Raw genomic sequence first — 19,190 nt, forward strand, 5'->3', positions numbered from 1 at the left:
GGGCCCTGCGGCGGACTGCCGCAGGGCCCTTCGTCCGCCCGCCGGAACCGGTCCGGCGGGCGAGGTTCACCGCCCCAGCGTGACGTCCATGTACGGGGGGAACTCGGGGATCCGGGAGAAGTCGTTCTCCAGCACCGAGATGTCGCCCTTCTTCGCGATCTCACGGAAGCCGGCGAACTTGTAGGTGATGTACATGGTCCGGTTGCGGTCGGTGGGCACGAACTCGGCGCGCAGCTTGACCCCGGCCCGGTGGGCTTCACGGATCAGGTGGCCGAGCAGGACGGATCCGACGCCTCGGGACATGACGCGGCAGGACATCAGCAGCAGCTTGACGGTCCACACGTCCTCCCCGCGCTCCACGAGCGAGAGGCCGATCTTGCCGTACGTGCCGTACCTGTCCTCCAGGCCCGCGACCAGCAGGTCGTGGTCCGGCGAGAGGCGGAAGGCGTCCAGTTCCTCGTAGGAGTAGGTGTAGCCGGTGGCGTTGAGCTGGTTCGTACGGACCGTCAGCTCCTCGGCGCGCTGGAGGTCGCGCTCCGCGGCGGGTCCGATGGTGAAGCGCATGCCGAGCGAGGCGAGGAACTCCTCCGAGGTGCCGTCGTGGGACTCCTCGGCGGCGTTGCGCCGTGCGTCGGCCCGGTAGAGGTGGCGGCGCTCGCGGGAGTCGGCGGTCACGAACCGGGGGTGCATCTCGGGCAGGTCCGGGATGCCGGCTGCGTCGACGGCGTCGACGCAGCGCACCTGGGGGTGGGCGAAGGCGACCTCGTCGCGCTCGAAGGGCTGGTCGTCGACGAAGGCGAGGGTGTCGATGCCGATGTTGACGGCCTGGGCGACGGCCTGCACGGACTCGGACTTGTTGCCCCAGTTGATCTGCGGGTGGAGGAAGTACTCGGCGATGCCGAACTCCTCCAGCTTGGCCATCGCCGCGTCGTGGTCGTTGCGGCTGGCGACGGAGTGCAGGATGCCGCGCTCGTCCAGGATCCGCAGCGTCTCCACGACCTCGGGGCGCAGGGTGACCTCGGCGTCCTCGAGCAGGACGCCGTCCCAGACGGTGTTGTCGAGGTCCCACACCACGCATTTGACGGCGGTCGTCCTGGTCACCGTCTCGGGGGTCGTCGTCATCGGTCACTCACTTCCACGAGCTGCGGCGGTAGGGGTACGGCGGAAGGGGGCCCGCTCCTGGAAGGCGTACTCGGCGAGGCCGACCTGGTGGAGCTGGGAGCTGCCCTCGATGACTTCCATGACCTTGGTGTCACCGAGCAGGCGTTGCACGGGATAGTCCGGGCCGCAGCCGTTGGCACCGTGGATCTGCACGGCGTCGGTGGCGGCGCGGGCGGCGGCGGTGGCGGCGAAGTACTTGGCCGTCGAGGTGGCGGCCAGGGCCCCCGGGTCACGGGCGTCGCGCAGCCGGCCGGCCTCCAGGCTCAGCAGCCGGGCGGCCCGGGCGGAGGTGTACATCTCGCTGATCATGCGGCGGACCAACTGGTGCTCCCGGATCGGAACGCCGAACTGGACGCGGTCCGCGGCGTAGTCGGTGGCGGCCTCGAGGCAGGCGTCGAGGATGCCGACGCAGCCCCAGCCCACCGTGTACCGGCCGAGGTCGAGGGCCGCGCCGGTCACGTGCGAGACACCGAGGCCGGGGCGGGCCAGCAGGTTCTCGCCGGGGACGCGGCAGTTGTCGAAGTACACGTCCGCGGTCATGGACGCGCGGATGCCGATCATGTCCTCGATCAGCTCGGTGCGCAGGCCCGGGGTGTCCCGTTCGACGAGCAGGGCGGTGGGGCCCTGCTCACCGCGGCCGACGACGAGGAACAGGTCGGCGGTCTCGCCGTACGTGATCCACTTCTTGTGGCCGTCGAGGATCCAGTCCTCGCCGTCCCGGGTGATCCGGGTGGTGACGGCGGAGGCGTCGCTGCCGGTGCCCGGCTCGGACACGGCGAGCGCGGCGACGCGCTCCCCGCGGGCGAGCCGGGGCAGCCAGGTGTCCTTCTGGGCGCGGATGCCCCAGCGGGCGACGGCGTGCGCCACCATCGTGTGGACGGTGAGCAGACTGCGCAGCGAGGAGCAGGCGCGGCCGAGCTCGGCGGCGAGCAGTCCGAGGGTCACCGCGTCGCAGCCCCCGCCGCCGTACTCGGCGGGGACGGGCAGCCCGAGCAGGCCCTCGTCGGCGAGCAGCCGGACTGCCTCGGGCGGGGTGCGCTGGGCCCGGTGGTAGGCGTCGGCGTACGGGGCGACACGGCGGTCGGCGAAGGCCCGGAACGCCTTCTGTGCCTGTGCCTGCTCCGCGGTGAGCATCGTCGTCATCTGGGGTCGGCTCCGCTCGGCCTACGGGGCGACCGGCGCGGCCAGCTTGCGGCCGACGAAGGCGTCGAGGGCGTCGATGGAGCGGAAGTACTCCAGCTCCAGGTCCTCGTTCTCGACGGTGATGCCGAACTCGTGCTCCACGAAGGAGACGAGCTGCATCGCGAACATCGAGCTGACGAAGCTGAGCTCGAAGATGTCCTGGTCGTCCTTGAGGTCCTGCACCGGGATGAAGCGGGAGAGGTACTCCGCGATCCTGGCCTTGTTGTCCGTGCTCATCTCGTTCCGTCCTGTCGTCTTCGGGTGCGGTTGGGTTTGTCCGTACGGCTCGGTCAGCGATACGTGTGGAACCCCTCGCCGCTCTTGCGACCGAGCAGGCCGGCGGCGACCATCTTCTTGAGCAGGGGCGCGGGCCGGTACTTGTCGTCGTTGAAGCTCTCGTAGAGCACCTCGACGGACTTCAGGATGGTGTCGAGACCGATGAGGTCGGCGGTCTCCAGCGGGCCCATCTTGTGGTCGAAGCAGGTCTTGAAGATGCGGTCGACGTCGGCCGCGGGGGCGACGCCGTCCTGGACCAGGAAGACCGCCTCGTTGATGGTGAGCATCAGGACACGGTTGGAGACGAACCCGGGCACGTCCTCGACGACGATGCACTCCTTGCCCAGCTCGGCCAGGAAGCGGCGTGCGGTGTCGATGGTCTCGGGCGTGGTGTGGTAGCCGCGGATGACCTCGACCATCGGCTTGAGCGGCACCGGGTTCATGAAGTGCATGCCGACGACGCGCTCGGGACGGCTGGTGACCGAGCCGACGCGGGTGATGGAGATGGCCGAGGTGTTGACGGCGAAGACGACCTCGGGCCGGCAGATCCGGTCGAGCTCCTTGTAGACCTTCTCCTTGATCGCCCATTCCTCGGTCACGTTCTCGACGACGAAGTCCGCCTTGGCGAGCTGCTCGTAGTCGGTCGTGAACTCGATCTTCTCGAAGATCTCGGCGGGGTCGACCGCGGCCGCGCGGTTGAACATCGCGAACGCCCGAAGGCTGTTGCGGAGCTCCTTGCGCGCGTTGTCGAGGATCTCCTCGGAGAGGTCGACCAGGACGACGCGGTGGCCGGTCTGGGCGAGGTTCTGCGCGACTCCGACGCCCATGACGCCGGCTCCGACCACACCTGCTGTCGTGAATTCCATGGCTGATCGACTCCGTTAGCGTGCGCCGCGTACGGCGTAGATGTTGTAGATGTCCGTGCCGGCGTACAGCTCGTCCTGCTCGGCCTGCGCGGTGAACCCGCGGCTCTCCAGCAGCGCGACGAGACGGGCGACCTCGCCGTCCGCGTCGTGCGCCTCCAGCACCATCTGCTGGATCTTGGGCCAGTCCTCGTCGGCGATGCCGTCGATGACCTGGCGCTCGCTCTTCTGCACGTCGATCTTGATCAGGTCGATGCGCTCGATGTTCTGCTCGCGGATGATCGCGCTCAGGGGGCGCAGCTTCGCGGTGAACTCGATCGCCTCGAAGCGCACGTCCATCAGCTCTTCGGTGTACCCGGCGAGCTCCTCGGCCGCCTCGTCCGCGCCGGCCTCGCGCTGGTTGGCGATGATGGTGCGCAGGTTGTGCTTCTCCTCCGCCTCGTCGGGGTGGAAGGAGGACATGCCGGAGCTGCGCGGATAGAAGGTGAGGCTCGCTTCGCTCTCCACGTCGGAGACGCCGATGTTGAACAGGGTGGCGTCCGCTCCGTGCTCGGCGACGTTGCGGCTGAGCAGGTCGAACAGCGGTGGGGCCGGCTCGAAGGTGTAGATCTTCACGTTCTTGGCCTCGTAGTGGGCGAAGAGCGTGAAGAGGCCGATGTTGCCGCCGACGTCGAGGACGGTGGCGCCGTCGGAGAGGGTGATCCCGTTCTTGCCGTAGACGCGGTGGTCGAAGATGTCCTCGAAGAAGTGGCGGGTCTCCGCCTCGTTCTGGTGGGAGATCATCAGGCCGTTGGGCAGTTCGAAGCGGGCGAGCGCGCTGCCGGTGTGCGAGGAGCCGCCGTCGGAGCCGGCCTGTTCGGCCTCCGGATCGCGGCCGGCGCGCAGTGCGTCGACGGCCTTCGCCATCCGGGTCAGCGTCGCCCACTCGTACACCTGGCGCAGCGTCGGCTCGACGGCGAAGGCGCGGGAGATGCGCAGGATCAGGCGGGTGGCCAGCAGCGAATTGCCACCGAGCTCGAAGAAGGACACGTCCCGGGGGAAGGTGTCGGTCTTCAGCAGCCGGGCCCACAGGGCGTGCAGTTCCCGCTCGGTGGCGCTCGGCTCGCCCGCGGCGGGAACAGGGGCGGCGGCCGGGGCCGCGCCGTCGGCGACGAGCGCCTCGGCGGGGAAGACCGTCGGATCCACCGCGGCGCCGGCCAGCCACAGCCGGCCGAGCGCCTTGAGGGCTACGGAGGTGTCGGAGCGGTGCTCCAGCGGGTGGCGCATCGAGGCCACGACGGTGCCGGTACCGGCTCCGCGGACCTCGGCGGCCAGGCTGCTCAGCGTCTGGCCGGGGCCGGCTTCGAGCAGGACGTGGTCCGCGCCGATGGCGCGCAGGCCGTCGGCGAAACGGACCGGGCTGACCAGGTGGCGGGCCCAGTAGGCCGGGTCGGTGGCCTGCTCGTCGGTGATGAGCTGCCCGGTGACGTTCGAGATGTACGGGATGCTCGGGCGCTTGAGCGTCAGCGTCCGCGCGAGCTCGGTGACCTGGTCCGCGATCGGCTCCATCATCGTGGAGTGGAAGGCGTGCGTGGTGGTCACGCGGCGGTTGACGACACCGCGGGTGCGCAGGGAGGCCTCCAACGCCTCGATGTCCTCCTCCGGTCCCCCGACCACGCAGAACGAGTCGCCGTTGACGGCGGACAGGGAGAGGTTCGGGCCGAGCACGGCGCGTACGTCCGGCTCCGACAGCATGACGGCGAGCATCGCGCCCTGCGGCAGCGTGTCGATGAGCGCGGCTCGGCGGGCGACCAGGGTCAGGGCGTCCTTGAGGGACAGCACGCCGGCCAGCGTCGCGGCGACGTACTCGCCGAGGCTGTAACCGGTCAGGACGGCCGGGCGGACACCCCAGCTGCGCCAGAGTCCGGCGAGCGCGTACTCGATGACGAAGAGGACGGGCTGCGCCAGCTTCGTGGCGTTCAGCCGGCGCTCCTCGGCGCTGATCGGTCCGCTGTCGCGGCCGAGCATGCGGCGCAGGTCCATCGCGGGGGCCGGGGCCCGGCCGGAGTCGGCATCGTCGTCGGCGGTGGCCGGGAAGACGACCTCCCTGAGGTCCAGGCCGAGTTCGGGGGCGAGCAGCTCGGCGCAGCGGTCGACCTCGGCACGGAAGACCGGGAAGTCCCGGTACAGGTCGCGGCCCATGCCGAGGTAGTGGTCGCCCAGGCCGGGGATGAGGAAGGCCGGCGGCGCGTCGGTGGCGTCCGGCGCCGCGGAGCCCAGCTCGACCGGGCCCTCGGGTCCGGTCAGCACGGCGCCGCGGTGGGTGGCCGAGCCCGAACCGACGACGCGGCGGGTGACCGGGACGGTCGGCGCCGGCCCGGTCGCGGCCGCGTTCCTGAGCGCGGCGAGTCCGGCGTCAAGGGAGGCGCCGTCGGCCCCGCTGACCAAGGCGAGGTGCCACAGGAGCGGACCGGTCGGCGGACCCGCCGCTTCGTGCCTCTCCTCGACGGTGATCGTGTTGGGGGTCATACCTCTCCTTGGATGTGTCAGAAGTGCCTGCGCGGCCGGTGCGGGGCCGGGGCGGGACCGGGCGCCGGTGGTGGAGCACGCAAAGCAACCCCGGTCTGGGAGGACTGGGGCTGCGCGTGTGTGGAAGGAGCGCCCGCGTGTCGCCCGGGTGTCTGTCCGAGGGTTCCGTCGCATCCAGCCTGGTCAGATCTGCTCGAGCAGAGCCGGAGCAGCGGTGGACACGGCCGGTCAGGCCACTCGGACCCTGTCCTCGCCCGGGTTCCCGGTGGCGGACTCCGCATGTGCCTTGGCGAGGTTGAGGGTCGCCGTGCTGTTGCGGCCGAGCGCCTCGCGGACGTAGCGGCGGCACTCGGCGACGCCGGCGCGGGGACCCAGGACGCGGGTGATGTTCTCCTCGCGCAGCACGACGCTGTGCTGGGAGGTGACGGTCACGCCGGTCTCGTCCTCGACGAGCGACCACTCGCCGGTGTGGGCCGACATCAGCAGGGGCGTCGCCGTCTGCTTGTAGACGATGCGGCGTGCGTCCGGGAAGCAGACCCTGACCGACTCGGTCGTGTGGGAGTTGCCGTCGGCGGTCAGGGTGTCCATGGACATCACCTGGACGCCCGGCTCGGGCTCGGTGACGTCGAGGCGGGAGACGTGCGGGACCAGCGTGGGCCACTCCTGGACGTGGTGGAGGAAGGAGTAGACGCGCTCGGCCGGGCCCTCGACCCGTACGGAGTCCTCGAAGGACATCACCAGGTCGTCGAGGCGCTCCCAGCCCTCCGCGAGCCGCTTGATGTTGCCCAGCTCGGCGTGGCTGTTCGTGTCGGTGGCGCGCTCGACCCACGCGACGTCGTCGGCGTCGTCGCCGGCGACGGTGAAATCGTGCAGCAGGACCAGCCGGCAGGAGGCGCCGCCACGCGCCTCGACGATCCAGGTGCCGCCCATCGACTCCAGCGGGGAGGCGGGAACCTCCTGGCGGAACTCGATGCGGCGCTGCGCCACGTCCAGGGTGCGCCGGGAGGTCCAGGACTTGATCTGGCCGTTGGCGGTGGCCCACATGCGCAGCCGCTCCCGCGAGCCGTCGGACTCGAGCTGCTCGACGTGGACGTTGGGCGGGAAGTACAGCGGCCACTTGGCCGCGTCGGCGATCAGGCCGTACACCACACCGGCGGGTGCGGCGACGGTCACCTCGTGCGTCGTGCGGTGCACGTGCTCAGCGGACATCGTTGAATCCCTGCTTTCCGGATCAGAAGTTGCCGAGGCCGCCGCAGACGTTGAGCGCCTGCGAGGTGATGGACGAGGCCACTTCGGTGGTCAGGTAGCCGACCAGGCCGGCGACCTCCTCGGGCGTGGAGTAGCGGCCGAGCGGGATCTTCGAGGTGAACTTCTGCATGATCTGCTCCTCGGACGTGTCGTACGCGGCCGCGTAGCCGGAGCGCACGCGCTGGGCCATCGGGGTCTCGACGTATCCGGGGCAGACCGCGTTGACGGTGATGCCGGTGGGCGCGAGTTCGTTGCCGAGCGCCTTGGTGAAGCCGACGACACCGTGCTTGGAGGCCGAGTAGGGGGCGCCGAGCACCACTCCCTGCTTGCCCGCGGTGGAGGCGATGTTGATGATCCGGCCGTAGGAGGCGCCCTCGAGCCCGCCGTTCTTGAGCACCTCGCGAGTCAGCCGGAAGACGCTGTTCAGGTTGGTGTCGATGACGTCGTACCAGAGTTCGTCCGTGAGGTCGGCGGTCGGGCCGCCTCCGCTGCGGCCGGCGTTGTTCACGAGGATCGAGATCGGGCCGAAGGCCTCGACCGCGGCGGCCACGAGCGCCTTGACGGATGCGGGGTCGCGGACGTCGGCGGCGGCACCCTCGACCTCGAGGCCCTCGGCGCGCAGGTCCTCCACGGTCTGCTTGACCTGCTGCTCGGTGCGGGCGCACAGGAAGACGCGGTGGCCGCGGCGGGCGAGATCGCGGACCACGGCCAGTCCGATCCCGCTCGTACCCCCGGTGACCAGGGCTACCGGCTTCGTCTCTGTCGTCATCGGTGTACCTCCAGAACGGCGTTGATGCCTCGACCGTGTCCTGGTCCGCTCGACGGGCGCACGAACGGGACTTGAGGCCGGGCAGGGGCCGGGCCTGGCGCGGGCGGCGGTTCGAGGGGTCTTCGAACCCGGCTCCACCTCCGCCGACGAGGGTGGGGGTACCTACCAGAACGGAGTCCTCCATGACCATCCAGGCCGGCATCGGACAGCAGACGGCCGCGGCCTTCGGCGCCCTGTACGCCGAGGTCCAGCAGTTCTACGCCCACCAGATGCAGCTGCTGGACCTCGGTGAGTCCCGGCGCTGGGCCGAGACGTTCACCGAGGACGCCACCTTCGACGTGCCGACGCTGCCGGAGCCGGTGCGCGGCCGGGAGGGCCTGGTCGCCGCCACCAGCCGCACCGCCGCCCAGCTGGCCGAGGCCGGCGAGCGCCACCGCCACTTCATCGGCATGTTCGACGTCTCCGAGCGCCCGGACGGAGCCGTCGACGTGCGTTCGTACGCGATCGTCTACGCCTCGCGGATCGGCGGCGACTCCCAGGTGCACCGCGTGTGCGTCTGCGAGGACGTGCTGGTCCGCGTCGAGGGCGGCCTCCAGGTCGCGACCCGCCGGGTGACCCGCGACGACCTGGCCTGACCGGCACTCCAGCGGCGCCCCGCCGCACCTCCATCCGGGATGAGCAGGCTCTGGGGCGTTACCCGAATGCATCACCGCATCCCGGAACCACTGCATCCCAACCGAACAGCCACCTGTGGAGGTTTGCCGAAATGTCGCAGACGACGATCACCCGGCCGGAGGTCTCGGCCCTTCAGGAGGCCGTGCAGGGCGCGGCGGACCGCCTCGTCGAGGCCGGTGCCGCGGGCGTCCAGTTCCGGGTCGCCCGAGGGGACGACGCCTTCGTCGTGACCTCGGGGATCGCCGAGCTGGGCTCCGACCGCCCGGTGCCCGAGGACGGCCGCTTCCGTATCTCCTGCATCACCAAGCCGTTCGTCTCGGTCGTGGTGCTCCAGCTCGTCGCCGAGGGCAAGATCGTCCTCGACAACACGGTGGAGAGCTACCTGCCGGGCCTGCTGCCGTACGGCGAGAAGATCACGATCCGCAACCTGCTGCAGCACACCAGCGGTCTGTACAACTACATGGACTCGTTCCAGAAGCCGGGCGACCGCTTCCTGCGCGACCGCTACAAGCACTACGAGCCGACGGACCTGATCGCCATCGCGGCCGCCAAGCCGCTGGAGTTCGAGCCGGGCACCAAGTTCGCGTACTGCAACACGAACTACTTCATCATCGGCCTGCTCATCGAGAAGGTCACCGGCCGCTCGTACCGCGTAGAGATCACCGAGCGCGTCCTGGAGCCGCTGGAGCTGACCGAGACGGTCCTGCCGGGCGACGACCCGAACATCCCGGAGCCGCACGCCCGCGGCTACATGCAGATCGGCGGCCGTCCCGAGGACGTCACGCTGATGAACCCGTCGGAGGCCGGCTGCGCGGGCGAGATCATCTCGACCACCCGCGACCTCGACACGTTCTTCGCGGCCCTGTTCAGCGGGAAGCTGCTGGCGGAGGCCGAGTTCACCGAGATGACCACGCCGCTCCCGCCTGAGATGATCGAGAACCTGCCGATGGGCATCGGCTACGGCCTCGGCATCATGAAGCTGGAGAACGACACCGACCTCGACCTGTGGGGCCACGGCGCGGGCATCCCCGGCTACGCGACCTTCGCGGCCACCACGCGCGACCTCCGGCACCGCGTCCAGCTGTCGTTCACCATCGGCGACAAGGACTTCGGCCACGACGCGGAGCAGGCCGTCATCCGCGGCGTCAACATCGCCCTGTGCTCCTGAGCCGATGACGACCGACACCCGCTCCCCCGTCACGAAGGCCGTCGTCGTCACCGGAGGCGGTACGGGGATCGGCGCGGCGACCGCACGCGCCTTCGCCGAGGACGGCGCACACGTGCTGATCGTCGGCCGCAGTGAAATGACGCTGAAGGAGACCGCGGACGGGCACGAGCGCATCCACGTGCTCGCCGCGGACATCCACGACCGGGACGCGCCGCAGCTGATCGTCGAGACCGCGCTGAACGCGTTCGGCCGGCTCGACGTGCTGGTCAACAACGCGGCCGTCACGGGATTCGCCCCACTCGACGGGCTGGAGCGCGACTCCGTCCACACCCAGCTCGGTACGAACCTGATCGCGCCGGTGTTCCTGACCCAGGCCGCCCTGGACGCCCTGGAGGCGACCAAGGGGACCGTGGTCAACGTCAGTTCGGCGGGTTCGCTGGGCCGCCGTGCCTGGCCGGAGAACTCCGTGTACGGCATGGCCAAGGTCGCCCTCGACTTCCTCACCCGCACCTGGGCCGTGGAGCTCGCGCCGCGCGGCATCCGCTCGGTGGGCATCGCGCCGGGAGTCGTGGACACCGGCGTCGGTGTCCGGGCCGGGATGCCCGAGGAGGCGTACCGCGGCTTCCTGCGGCAGACGGCCGAGCGGATCCCCTCGGGCCGGGTCGGCCGTCCCGAGGACATCGCCTGGTGGATCGTCCAGCTGACCCGTCCGGAGGCGGCGTACGCCAACGGCACGGTGCTCGCCGTGGACGGCGCCCTGTCGGTGACCTGACCCGCCTTCGGTGGTGTACGAAGGGGCCGCCCGCGCACTGCGCGGGCGGCCCCTTCATCGTGTCCCCGCCAGGGTCAACGGGCGACCTTGGCGGTGACGTAGCGGACCGGGACCTCGATCAGGACCGGTCCGCCGTCGACGCGCAGCGCGTCCAGGGCGTCGATCAGGCGCTCGCGCAGGGCCGCCGACTCGGCCTCGGGAAGGTGCTGCCACAGCAGGCGCATGCCCTGCGTGTGCGACCAGTTCACCCAGGCCTCGCCGGACGCGGCGGTCATCAGGACCGGCTCGTCGGTGATCTCGACGTCGGTGAAGCCGGCCTTCTCCAGGGCGGCCGTCAGGTCACGCGGGTCCTCGAGCCAGGAGTGCAGCTGGCGGTGCAGCTGCTCCGGGTGCCAGGACTCCGGCAGGTACTGCAGCAGCTCGAAGGGGATCAGCGGCGTGAACAGCGGCGGCAGGAAGGGGAAGGTGTCGCGGGAGAAGACCGGGCTCGTGAAGGCGATCCGGCCGCCGTCGGCGAGCAGGCCGGCGTAGCGGGCGAGCGCGGCGCGCGCGTCCGGCAGGAAGATGACGCTGTAGCTGCCGAGCGCCAGGTCGAAGGAGCGGGCCGGCAGGTCGGGGTGCTCCCCGTCCATCACGCGCAGTTCGACGTTGGTGATGCCCTGGCGCTCGGCCTCGCGGCCCGCCTCCTCGATCATCGCGTCGGCGATGTCGATGCCGAGGGCGCGACCGGCCGGGCCGATCAGTCCGGCCGCGGGCAGCAGCGTGGCCCCCAGGCCACAGCCGATGTCCAGCACTCGCTCCCCCGTGCCCGGTGCGGCCAGTTCGACGAGTCGGCGGCCCATGGGGGTGAAGAACTCCACGCCGAGGCGGTCGTAGGCGGCCGCGGCCCCGTTGAAGGCGGCGGTGACCTTCGTCTTGTAGGTGTCGGTGGCGGTGGCAGTTTCCACATTCAGCTCCGGGGTGCGTCGGGCGGCCGGTCCGGCCATGCGCACCCATCGTGCGGGGGCCTCCCCGGGTGGTGGTGGAGCAGTCTTCGAGAGCCGCTGGAAGAGCGGTGCGGGAATGGTCGAATTCCTTTCCAGACGGCGTCCAAATCCCCTGGCGAAGTGGGCTTTTCGGATATCCGGAGCTTGTCCGAAGCGCGCCTTGCGCAGCAGGATTACGAGGGAACCGGAGAGCTGGAGGAAACCCCGTGGAGGGAATGCGATGAGCGCGCAGCTGGACGCGGTACGCCGCATGATCGAGGCGTACAACACCGGAAATACCGCGGACGTCGCGGAATACATTCACCCGGATTATCTCAATCCCGCGGCCATGGAGCACATGGACCTGCGCGGACCCGATTCGTTCGCGATGGCGGTGAAGTGGCTGCGGATGACCTTCTCCGAGGAGGCGCGCCTGGAAGAGGTGCAGCTGGAGGAGAAGGGCGAGTGGGTGCGTGCCTATCTCGTGCTGTACGGCCGCCACGTGGGCGAGCTGGTCGGCATGGCCGCCACCGGCCGGGTGTTCTCCGGCGAGCAGATCCATCTGATCCGCTTCGTCGACGGCAAGATCCGCGACCACCGCGACTGGCCCGACTACCAGGGCACGTACCGCCAGCTCGGTTCCCCGTGGCCCGAGCCGACCGGCTGGAGGGACTGACATGTTTCTGATCACCGGAGCCACCGGCAAGGTCGGCCGCGAGGCCGTCGACCAGTTGCTCGCGCTGGGTCACCCGGTCCGCGCGCTCAGCCGCGACCCGCAGGAGGCGAACCTGCCCGAGGCGGTCGAGGTCGTCGCGGGCAGCCCCGCCGCCCCCGACTCGCTCGCCGTGGCCTTCGCGGGGGTGACCGCCGCCCTGGTGGTGCTCTCGGGCGACGTCGGCGGCGAGGCGGCCAACGTCGCGGCCGCGGCCCGCGCGGCCGGCACCTCGAAGATCGTGCTGCTCTCCTCGGGCGGCATCGAGCACCCGCTGCCGCACGGCATCGCGGACGAGCACCGGGCCGCCGAGGTGGCGATCGAGAAGTCCGGCGTGCCGTGGACCTTCCTGCGCCCCGGCCCGTTCCACGCCAACACCTCGTGGTGGATCCGCACGGTGCGGGAGAGCAGCTCGGTGCGCTGCTGGATCGGCAACAATCCGGGCGCCCCGATCGACGAGTACGACATCGCCTCGGTCGCCGTGGTCGCACTGACCGAGGAGGGCCACACCGGGAAGGCGTACCTGCTCACCGGTCCCGAGACGGTCAGCTCCGAGGAGCAGGCGCGGATCCTGGGCGAGGTGCTGGGCCGGGAGCTGGAGTTCTCGGTGGCCCCCGCCGAGGAGGTCGTGGACGTGTTCACCGGGATCACCGGCGACCGCCCGGCCGCCGAGACCAATGTCGCGGCCCTGCACAGCCCCGAGGTGCCGTGGGCGAAGCCCACGTCCACGGTGCGAGACCTCACCGGGCGCGAGCCGCGCCCGTACCGCGCGTGGGCCGTGGAGAACGCGGCCCTGTTCGACTGACCGGCCGGAATCGAACCTCAGGGGGAATGTGATGACTGACATCCTGGTGACCGGCGCGACCGGTCTGCAGGGCGGTGCGGTGGCCCGCGAGCTGGTGCGCCGAGGCCGGGCCGTCTCGGCCCTGGTGCGTGACCCGCACGCGGCCCCGGCGCGGGCGCTGGCGGAGCTGGGCGTGGGTCTGGTCCGCGGCGACCTCGACGACGAGGCCTCGCTGCGTGCCGCGCTGGAGGGCTTCCACGGCCTGTTCTCCGTACAGAACTTCATGACGCCGGCCGGGCTCGGCGGCGAGGTCCGCCAGGGCCGGGCGCTGGCCCGGGCCGCGAAGGCGGCCGGGATCGGCCATGTGGTCTACAGCTCGGTCGGTGGTGCCGAACGGCACAGTGGTGTCCCGCACTTCGACTCCAAGCGGGGCATCGAGCGGTACCTGGAGGGCCAGGACCTCCCGCTGACGGTGCTGCGCCCGACGTTCTTCATGGACAACTTCGCGGCGCACGGTCCGCAGCTGGTCGACGGCACCTTGGTGGTGCGGCTGGCGCTGAAGCCCGAGGGTCGGGTGCAGTTCATCGCCGTCGACGACATCGGATTCTTCGCGGCGGAGGCCTTCGACAAGCCGGAGCGGTACGTCGGCCACGCGGTGGAGATCGCGGGCGACGAGCTGACCGCGACCGAGGTGGCGCAGGCGTTCGCGGAACGCAGCGGTCTGCCGGCCCGCTTCGAGGAGCTGCCGCTGGACGCCGTGGCGAACAATCCGTACATCCCCAACGGTCCCGAGATCGCCCTGATGTTCGAGTGGTTCCAGGATCACGGGTACCAGGCGGACATCCAGGCGCTGCGGGCCGAGCACCCGGGTCTGCAGTCCTTCGCCACGTATCTCAAGGGCATCGACGTCCCCTCGACCTGACCGGGCGGGAGGCACACGGACGGGGCCGGCGCCGTGGTGGCGCCGGCCCCGTCCGGTCCCTTCCCTGGGGGGCGGGAAGGGAGAGCGGTGGTTCAGGCGTGGCAGGCGGGCAGGCCGCCGTTGAACTCGGCCATCTCCTGGAAGAGGGCGCCCACGTCGAGCGGTTCGCCGGGGGCCGCGCCGGCCAGTTCGGCATACGCCCGGTGCAGGTTGGGCACGAGGCGCTCCGCGTCGAGCAGACCTTCGAGAGGCCCCTCCCCCGCTTCGGCGGCGAGTTCGAGCGGGGTCAGCCCGGCCTCGACCCCGCGTTCGGCGAGCTCGGCGATCCAGCGGAAGTAGGCCACGTTGGCGTCGATCAGCTCGGGTCCGCCGACGGGCCCGTGGCCCGGGACGACGGTCTCGGCCCCCAGGGCGCGGAGCCGCTCCATCGCGGCGAGGGAGCCCGAGACGGACCCCATCAGGCAGAAGGGGGCCGTGCCCGACATCACCAGGTCGCCCGCGAAGAGGACCCGCTGTTCCGGCAGCCACACGGCGGTGTCGTTGGTGGTGTGCGCGGCCGGTCCCGCGTGGAACAGTTCGGCCCGTACGCCGCCGATGTGCAGGGTCAGGGCATCGCGGTAGGTGACGTCCGGCAGGGTGAGTTCGAGGTCGCCCCAGCAGACGTCCGGCCACAGGCCGGTCAGGTGCAGCCCGGCCAGGTCCATCATGGCGCGGGTCTGCTCGTGGGCGATGACCACGGCCTCGGGGAAGAGGTGGTTGCCGAAGGTGTGGTCACCGTGGAAGTGCGTGTTGACCAGGGCACGCGGGGGCCGCGGCACCAGGCGCAGCACCTCGGCCCGCAGGGCCCGGGCGCGCCGCTCGGTGGCGACGGTGTCGACGAGCAGGCTCTGCCCGTTCCCGCCGGCGATCAGGCCCGCGTTGTTCAGGCACCAGCCGCCGTCGCCCTGGACGTAGGCGTACACGTTGTCCGCGATCTCGATGGTGACCGCCCGTACCGCGGACTCCGGTGCGGTCGCGGTCACAGCACGTCCGCCGGGACGAACTCCAGCTCCTTCAGCATCGGCAGGTAGTTGAAGACGTCGTAGTGCTCGATGATCCGGCCGGCCTCGTCGAAGCGGAGCTCCTCGAGCATGTACCAGCTCACCTTCTTGCCGGTGGGGGCCTTGCCGAAGAACTCGCCGAGGTGGGTGGCGGTCACGGTGATGCGCAGGATGACGCGGTCGCCCTCGGCGACGATGCTCTTGACGTCCAGGTGGAGGTCGGGGAAGGCGGCGAGGCCGCCCCGCATGGCGCCGATCATCAGCTGGGTGTCGACGGGACGGTCCTCGGAGAAGTGGCGGATGTCCGGGGCCCAGTGCTGGAGGATGCCGTCCAGCTCCCAGCGGTTCCAGGCGGCGGCGCAGGAGAGCGCGATCTCCTTGTTGCGTTCCTGGATGTTCTGCCCGGCGGTGGCGCCGTCGATCGTCTCGGTCAGGGTGAGGGACATGGCCGCTTTCCTTCTCTGCGTGCGCGTACGCGGTTTCAGGGGATGAGGACGTGCTTGCCGACGGTGGTTCCGTCGAGGAGGGCGCGGACCGCCGCGGCGGCGCCGCCGAGCGGGTGGCGGCCGGCGATCTGCGGGCGCAGGACGCCTTCGGCCGTCAGGCGGCACAGTTCGGCGTAGTCGGTGTTGAACGCCTTGCCGGGCTTGACGTAGTACATCGACATGCGGCGTCCGCCGGTGAGGCCGAGGTGGCGGGTGAACCAGCGGGCCACGGTTCGGCGCAGCGCCGGGACGTGCGGCCGGAACCACTGGCCCGGGCGGTAGCCGGCCACGGAGGAGTCGAAGGAGACGAGCGTCCCGCCCTCGGCGAGCATCTTCCAGGCCACGTCCAGACCGGAGCCGCCGATGTGGTCGAAGACGGCGTCCACGCCCTGCGGGGCGAGCTCGCGCACGGCTGCGCCGAGGTCGGGGGTGCGGTAGTCGAGGGGCTCGGCGCCGAACTCCCGTACGGTGTCGTGCTTGGCGGGCGAGGCCGTCCCGATGACGCGCAGGCCGTGGTGGACCGCGAGCTGGGCGAGCAGGGCGCCCACGCCGCCGCTGGCGCCGTGCACGAGGACGGTCCTGCCCGGCTCCAGGCGGGTGAGGCGGTGCAGCATCTGGTAGGCGGTGACGCCGTTGGTGACGAGGGAGACGGCCAGTGCGGCGTCCAGATCGGCGGGGGCCGCGGCGAGCGTCTTGGCCGGCAGTTCGACGTAGCGCTGCCAGGCGCCCTGGCGGGGCATCGCGGCGATCCGGTCGCCGGACTTCCAGGCGGTGACGCCGGGGCCGACCTCGACGATCGTGCCGACCAGGTCGTAGCCGGGGACGAAGGGAAACTTGGGAGGGAAGGGGTGCAGGTGCTGGAGCATCTGCACCTCGGCGTACGAGACGCCGGCGGCCTCGACCTCCACGACGACCGTGCCCTTGCGGGCGGTGGGGCGGGCGCCCTCGTCCGGGACGACGTACCGCTCGGGATCGCCGCTGCCGGTCATCCGGACCAGCGCGTTGACCTCGGCGGGGGCCTGTGTACGGGCGGGGGCGGCGGCCCCGGCGTGTTCGGTGGAGTCGATGCTCATGCGGCTACCTCCTGGGCGGCCGGCGCGAAGTCGGCGGCGTGGTCGGCGGCCCACCGCGCGAAGGTCAGCGCGGGGCGGCCGGTGATCTGCTCGACGGTGGCGACCGGGACGGGCGGGTGGGCGACGGCGTCGGCGAGGTAGCCGAGGACCATCTCGACGACCGGCTCCGGCATGACCTGGCTCATGAACACGCGGGCCTGGTCGGGGGTGATCTCCTGGAACTCGACCGGGCGGCCGATGGCCTCGGCGATCTGCGCGACCTGCTCGGCCTGGGTGACGGCCTGCGGGCCGGTGAGCACGTACGCCTGACCGGCGTGTCCGTCCTCGAGCAGTGCGGCGGCGGCGACGGCCGCGACGTCGGCCTCGTGGACGAGCACGCGCGGGGCGTTGCCGTAGGGGGCGCGCACGACGCCCTCGGTGCGGATGGAGTGGGCCCACTTCCACAGCACGTTGGTGGCGAACTCGTCCGGGCGGACGAAGGTCCATTCGATGCCGGACTCCTCGACGGCACGCTCCACGGCGCGGTGGTGCTCACCGCTGTGGTTGTCGCCGGAGGTGTCGAGCACCGAGGACGAGGAGAGGACGACGATCCGGCGGACGCCGGCCTCCTTGGCCGCGGAGACGACCTCGCGGGCGGTCCCGGGCACGGGGAAGAGGTAGAGGCGCTCGACGCCGACGAGCGCGTCGCGCAGCGTCCCGGGCCGGTCGAGGTCGCCCTCGAAGACCTCGACGGCGTCGGGCAGGCCCGCGGTGGCCGGGTTGCGGGTGAGCGCCCGTACCGGCACCCCCGCGGAGACGAGGTGGCCGACCACATGGCGGCCGACGGATCCCGTGGCTCCTGTCACCAGTACTGTCACGCGCCTGCTCCACCCTGTTCGACCCGGTCTCCCGGGGCCTCGGTCTGTTGTGCTGCCAGCGTCGGCGCCGCCCCTGGAGGGGGCTTGGAGAGCGGGTCGAGGGTGGGAACAGGCCGTCAGCCGGCGGGGAGCGGTTCCTGGCGGGCGTCGGTCCCCGGCGTCCCGTGCAGTTCGGTGTACCGGTCGACGTACTGCTCGATGCCGTCGAGGACGCGCTGGAGCCCGAAGCCGAAGCCGCCGTCGGCTCCCAGGCCCGCGCCGGGCTCCTCGAAGACGCCGGACATCCAGACCCGCGTGAGGTTGGGGTAGTGGGAGAAGGGGATCAGCCGTTCCAGCAGTGGGCCGCTCTGCTCGTACCACTCGTCGTAGCTGAGTCCGGAGCGGCGCTCGTCGTGCTCGGCGTCCGCCGACTGCTGGACGGCACCGCGGACATAGCCGTTGACCAGATGGACCAGGGTGAGCAGGTCCCGCTCGGGCAGGCCGGTGGTGGCGACGGCACCGAGCACCGCGTCCCACACGGCGGTCTCGTTGGGGCCCATCAGCATCCGGGAGGAGAACAGCGGAGCCGCCCACGGGTGGCGGCGGGCGATGTCCCTGCTGCCGTACGCGTACGTCTCCAGGGCCTCGCGCCAGTGGGTGGCGCCTTCCAGGGAGGGAGATTCGCCGAGGACCTCGTCCAGCATGCAGTTGACGAGTTCGGCGCGGCCCGGCACGTAGGTGTAGATCGACATGGTCGAGACCCCGAGCGGCTCCGCCACCTTGCGCATGGAGAGCGCGGCCAGTCCCTCGGCGTCCGCGAGTTCGATCGCGGCGCGTACGACGCGGTCGACGGTCAGGCCCTTGCGGGGACCCGGCGAGGGCCTGGTCGGGGTCGCCGCGTCCGCGTCGCGGGCCCGCCACAGCAGCGTCAGGGTCCGTGCAGGGTCCATCTTTCGGCCAACTTCTTTTCCCATGACTGGTTTAGCCCCGTTCTGAAGAGGTAACTCTGTACACCGTACAGATTCACTCTGTACGGTGTACAGAGTTGCTGCCGCGGTATCGATTCCCCCGCGGCACCGCGGCAGCGACCTTCCCATACGCAGCAGAGAGCGAGCCGCCCTTGTCCTCCACCACCGATCACGGCGCCGCAACCCCGGCGAACGCGCGCGTGAACGCCACCGGCCGTCAGCGGAAGAAGTTCGAACTGCGCCGGGGCACCCGCAAGCTGACCCTTGCCCTGCACGTGGTCACCTCGGTCGGCTGGGTCGGTCTCTCCCTGTCCATGGCGGTCCTCGCCGTCATGGGGTACACCACGGAGGACGCCGCCATCGCCAAGGGCGTCTACTACGCGATGTACGTCTTCGACGACACGAGCGTGACGGTCTTCAGCCTCGCCGCCGCGATCACGGGCATCCTGCTGTCCTGCGGGACCAAGTGGGGCCTGCTGCTGCACTGGTGGATCGTCGTCAAGTGGGTCATCACCCTGTTCATGACGTTCTTCGCGTGGTTCGTGATCCACCCGATCGTGATGGACGCCAGCGAGCGCACGGCCACGGCCGGCGGCGCCGCGCCGGACCCGGGCGGGGCCGGAGTCTTCCTCGTGTGGAGCGTGCCCGCACTGTTCGTGCTGCTCACCGTCGCCGCGGTGGTCTCCGTGTACAAGCCCTGGGGTAAGACCTCCCGGGGCCGGGCGGCCCAGCCGGCGGGCCGCCGCCGCTAGGGCCTGTCCTTCGGATCGGGCCGGGACCGGA

General features: G+C 71.0%; 20 protein-coding genes. 7 read left to right on the top strand and 13 right to left on the bottom strand.

Annotation, left to right across the window (positions count from 1 at the left end; genetic code table 11):
- Positions 1-66 precede the first annotated feature (66 nt).
- From ACGFYY_RS36735 to fabG, 7 genes are all read right to left on the bottom strand, one after another.
- Positions 67-1,122: an HAD-IIIC family phosphatase gene (locus ACGFYY_RS36735; protein ID WP_365271801.1), complete on the bottom strand. Its 1,056-nt coding sequence runs from the start codon at positions 1,120-1,122 to the stop codon at positions 67-69.
- Positions 1,123-1,125: 3 nt separating this feature from the next.
- Positions 1,126-2,304 (bottom strand): acyl-CoA dehydrogenase family protein, encoded by a 1,179-nt coding sequence (locus tag ACGFYY_RS36740; RefSeq protein ID WP_393716282.1) that lies wholly within the window; start codon positions 2,302-2,304, stop codon positions 1,126-1,128.
- Between the two features lie 21 nt (positions 2,305-2,325).
- On the bottom strand, positions 2,326-2,580 hold the full coding sequence (locus tag ACGFYY_RS36745; protein ID WP_365271807.1) for a phosphopantetheine-binding protein: 255 nt from the start codon (positions 2,578-2,580) through the stop codon (positions 2,326-2,328).
- A 53-nt stretch (positions 2,581-2,633) separates the two neighbouring features.
- Positions 2,634-3,485, bottom strand: a complete 852-nt coding sequence (locus ACGFYY_RS36750) for a 3-hydroxyacyl-CoA dehydrogenase NAD-binding domain-containing protein (protein WP_365271811.1) — start codon at positions 3,483-3,485, stop codon at positions 2,634-2,636.
- Positions 3,486-3,500: 15 nt separating this feature from the next.
- On the bottom strand, positions 3,501-5,990 hold the full coding sequence (locus ACGFYY_RS36755; RefSeq protein ID WP_393716285.1) for an FkbM family methyltransferase: 2,490 nt from the start codon (positions 5,988-5,990) through the stop codon (positions 3,501-3,503).
- 228 nt (positions 5,991-6,218) lie between these two features.
- Complete coding sequence (locus ACGFYY_RS36760; protein WP_365271816.1) at positions 6,219-7,199, bottom strand: aromatase/cyclase; 981 nt, start codon at positions 7,197-7,199, stop codon at positions 6,219-6,221.
- Between the two features lie 22 nt (positions 7,200-7,221).
- Positions 7,222-8,007: a 3-oxoacyl-ACP reductase FabG gene (fabG, locus tag ACGFYY_RS36765; RefSeq protein WP_365271819.1), complete on the bottom strand. Its 786-nt coding sequence runs from the start codon at positions 8,005-8,007 to the stop codon at positions 7,222-7,224.
- A gap of 182 nt (positions 8,008-8,189) precedes the next feature.
- Between fabG and ACGFYY_RS36770 the strand changes: the two genes are divergently transcribed.
- The 3 genes from ACGFYY_RS36770 (at position 8,190) to ACGFYY_RS36780 (ending at position 10,622) form a co-directional block, all read left to right on the top strand.
- Positions 8,190-8,642 carry a nuclear transport factor 2 family protein gene (locus ACGFYY_RS36770; protein ID WP_393716288.1) on the top strand — a complete coding sequence of 151 codons (453 nt, stop codon included), beginning with the start codon at positions 8,190-8,192 and terminating at the stop codon, positions 8,640-8,642.
- 131 nt (positions 8,643-8,773) lie between these two features.
- On the top strand, positions 8,774-9,850 hold the full coding sequence (locus tag ACGFYY_RS36775) for a serine hydrolase domain-containing protein (RefSeq protein ID WP_365271824.1): 1,077 nt from the start codon (positions 8,774-8,776) through the stop codon (positions 9,848-9,850).
- Between the two features lie 4 nt (positions 9,851-9,854).
- Positions 9,855-10,622, top strand: coding sequence for an SDR family NAD(P)-dependent oxidoreductase (locus ACGFYY_RS36780; protein ID WP_393716290.1), 768 nt, complete (start codon positions 9,855-9,857; stop codon positions 10,620-10,622).
- A gap of 74 nt (positions 10,623-10,696) precedes the next feature.
- On the opposite strand, the gene ACGFYY_RS36785 is transcribed toward ACGFYY_RS36780, so the two are convergent.
- Entirely contained in the window at positions 10,697-11,608 is a 912-nt protein-coding gene (locus ACGFYY_RS36785; RefSeq protein WP_365271830.1) for a methyltransferase domain-containing protein, read from the bottom strand.
- Positions 11,609-11,828: 220 nt separating this feature from the next.
- Here ACGFYY_RS36785 and ACGFYY_RS36790 point away from each other — a divergent pair, with 220 nt between their 5' ends.
- Genes ACGFYY_RS36790 through ACGFYY_RS36800 form a run of 3 tightly spaced genes read left to right on the top strand, consistent with a single transcriptional unit; the run spans position 11,829 to position 14,005 of the window.
- A complete protein-coding gene (locus ACGFYY_RS36790; protein ID WP_365271833.1) occupies positions 11,829-12,263 on the top strand; it encodes an ester cyclase in 435 nt (144 codons plus the stop codon).
- 1 nt (position 12,264) lies between these two features.
- Entirely contained in the window at positions 12,265-13,104 is an 840-nt protein-coding gene (locus ACGFYY_RS36795) for an SDR family oxidoreductase (protein ID WP_393716293.1), read from the top strand.
- A 31-nt stretch (positions 13,105-13,135) separates the two neighbouring features.
- The gene (locus ACGFYY_RS36800; protein ID WP_393716295.1) at positions 13,136-14,005 is read left to right on the top strand and encodes an NmrA/HSCARG family protein; all 870 of its coding nucleotides are present in this window, start codon (positions 13,136-13,138) and stop codon (positions 14,003-14,005) included.
- Positions 14,006-14,097: 92 nt separating this feature from the next.
- Here the strand turns inward: ACGFYY_RS36800 and ACGFYY_RS36805 are convergent, their stop codons facing one another.
- From ACGFYY_RS36805 to ACGFYY_RS36825, 5 genes are all read right to left on the bottom strand, one after another.
- A complete protein-coding gene (locus ACGFYY_RS36805) occupies positions 14,098-15,027 on the bottom strand; it encodes an MBL fold metallo-hydrolase (RefSeq protein ID WP_393716297.1) in 930 nt (309 codons plus the stop codon).
- Positions 15,024-15,491: an ester cyclase gene (locus ACGFYY_RS36810; protein ID WP_365271845.1), complete on the bottom strand. Its 468-nt coding sequence runs from the start codon at positions 15,489-15,491 to the stop codon at positions 15,024-15,026. The genes ACGFYY_RS36805 and ACGFYY_RS36810 overlap by 4 nt, the downstream gene beginning before the upstream one ends.
- A gap of 35 nt (positions 15,492-15,526) precedes the next feature.
- On the bottom strand, positions 15,527-16,603 hold the full coding sequence (locus ACGFYY_RS36815; RefSeq protein ID WP_393716300.1) for a zinc-binding dehydrogenase: 1,077 nt from the start codon (positions 16,601-16,603) through the stop codon (positions 15,527-15,529).
- Complete coding sequence (locus ACGFYY_RS36820; protein WP_393716302.1) at positions 16,600-17,460, bottom strand: NAD(P)H-binding protein; 861 nt, start codon at positions 17,458-17,460, stop codon at positions 16,600-16,602. The genes ACGFYY_RS36815 and ACGFYY_RS36820 overlap by 4 nt, the downstream gene beginning before the upstream one ends.
- 116 nt (positions 17,461-17,576) lie before the next feature.
- Positions 17,577-18,389 carry a TetR/AcrR family transcriptional regulator gene (locus ACGFYY_RS36825; RefSeq protein WP_393716304.1) on the bottom strand — a complete coding sequence of 271 codons (813 nt, stop codon included), beginning with the start codon at positions 18,387-18,389 and terminating at the stop codon, positions 17,577-17,579.
- A 170-nt stretch (positions 18,390-18,559) separates the two neighbouring features.
- On the opposite strand from ACGFYY_RS36825, the gene ACGFYY_RS36830 reads away from it, so the two are divergent.
- Positions 18,560-19,159 carry a hypothetical protein gene (locus ACGFYY_RS36830; RefSeq protein WP_393716306.1) on the top strand — a complete coding sequence of 200 codons (600 nt, stop codon included), beginning with the start codon at positions 18,560-18,562 and terminating at the stop codon, positions 19,157-19,159.
- Positions 19,160-19,190 lie beyond the last annotated feature (31 nt).

It is taken from the genome of Streptomyces sp. NPDC048331, from assembly GCF_043201215.1.
In the GTDB taxonomy this organism is placed as follows: Bacteria; Actinomycetota; Actinomycetes; order Streptomycetales; family Streptomycetaceae; genus Streptomyces.

What these genes read in the sequence shown, in the direction of transcription:
- ACGFYY_RS36735 (WP_365271801.1), bottom strand. Translation starts at nt 1,122, where the DNA reads ATGACGACGACCCCCGAGACGGTGACCAGGACGACCGCCGTCAAATGC.
- ACGFYY_RS36740 (WP_393716282.1), bottom strand. Translation starts at nt 2,304, where the DNA reads ATGACGACGATGCTCACCGCGGAGCAGGCACAGGCACAGAAGGCGTTC.
- ACGFYY_RS36745 (WP_365271807.1), bottom strand. Translation starts at nt 2,580, where the DNA reads ATGAGCACGGACAACAAGGCCAGGATCGCGGAGTACCTCTCCCGCTTC.
- ACGFYY_RS36750 (WP_365271811.1), bottom strand. Translation starts at nt 3,485, where the DNA reads ATGGAATTCACGACAGCAGGTGTGGTCGGAGCCGGCGTCATGGGCGTC.
- ACGFYY_RS36755 (WP_393716285.1), bottom strand. Translation starts at nt 5,990, where the DNA reads ATGACCCCCAACACGATCACCGTCGAGGAGAGGCACGAAGCGGCGGGT.
- ACGFYY_RS36760 (WP_365271816.1), bottom strand. Translation starts at nt 7,199, where the DNA reads ATGTCCGCTGAGCACGTGCACCGCACGACGCACGAGGTGACCGTCGCC.
- fabG (WP_365271819.1), bottom strand. Translation starts at nt 8,007, where the DNA reads ATGACGACAGAGACGAAGCCGGTAGCCCTGGTCACCGGGGGTACGAGC.
- ACGFYY_RS36770 (WP_393716288.1), top strand. Translation starts at nt 8,190, where the DNA reads ATGACCATCCAGGCCGGCATCGGACAGCAGACGGCCGCGGCCTTCGGC.
- ACGFYY_RS36775 (WP_365271824.1), top strand. Translation starts at nt 8,774, where the DNA reads ATGTCGCAGACGACGATCACCCGGCCGGAGGTCTCGGCCCTTCAGGAG.
- ACGFYY_RS36780 (WP_393716290.1), top strand. Translation starts at nt 9,855, where the DNA reads ATGACGACCGACACCCGCTCCCCCGTCACGAAGGCCGTCGTCGTCACC.
- ACGFYY_RS36785 (WP_365271830.1), bottom strand. Translation starts at nt 11,608, where the DNA reads ATGGCCGGACCGGCCGCCCGACGCACCCCGGAGCTGAATGTGGAAACT.
- ACGFYY_RS36790 (WP_365271833.1), top strand. Translation starts at nt 11,829, where the DNA reads ATGAGCGCGCAGCTGGACGCGGTACGCCGCATGATCGAGGCGTACAAC.
- ACGFYY_RS36795 (WP_393716293.1), top strand. Translation starts at nt 12,265, where the DNA reads ATGTTTCTGATCACCGGAGCCACCGGCAAGGTCGGCCGCGAGGCCGTC.
- ACGFYY_RS36800 (WP_393716295.1), top strand. Translation starts at nt 13,136, where the DNA reads ATGACTGACATCCTGGTGACCGGCGCGACCGGTCTGCAGGGCGGTGCG.
- ACGFYY_RS36810 (WP_365271845.1), bottom strand. Translation starts at nt 15,491, where the DNA reads ATGTCCCTCACCCTGACCGAGACGATCGACGGCGCCACCGCCGGGCAG.
- ACGFYY_RS36815 (WP_393716300.1), bottom strand. Translation starts at nt 16,603, where the DNA reads ATGAGCATCGACTCCACCGAACACGCCGGGGCCGCCGCCCCCGCCCGT.
- ACGFYY_RS36825 (WP_393716304.1), bottom strand. Translation starts at nt 18,389, where the DNA reads ATGGACCCTGCACGGACCCTGACGCTGCTGTGGCGGGCCCGCGACGCG.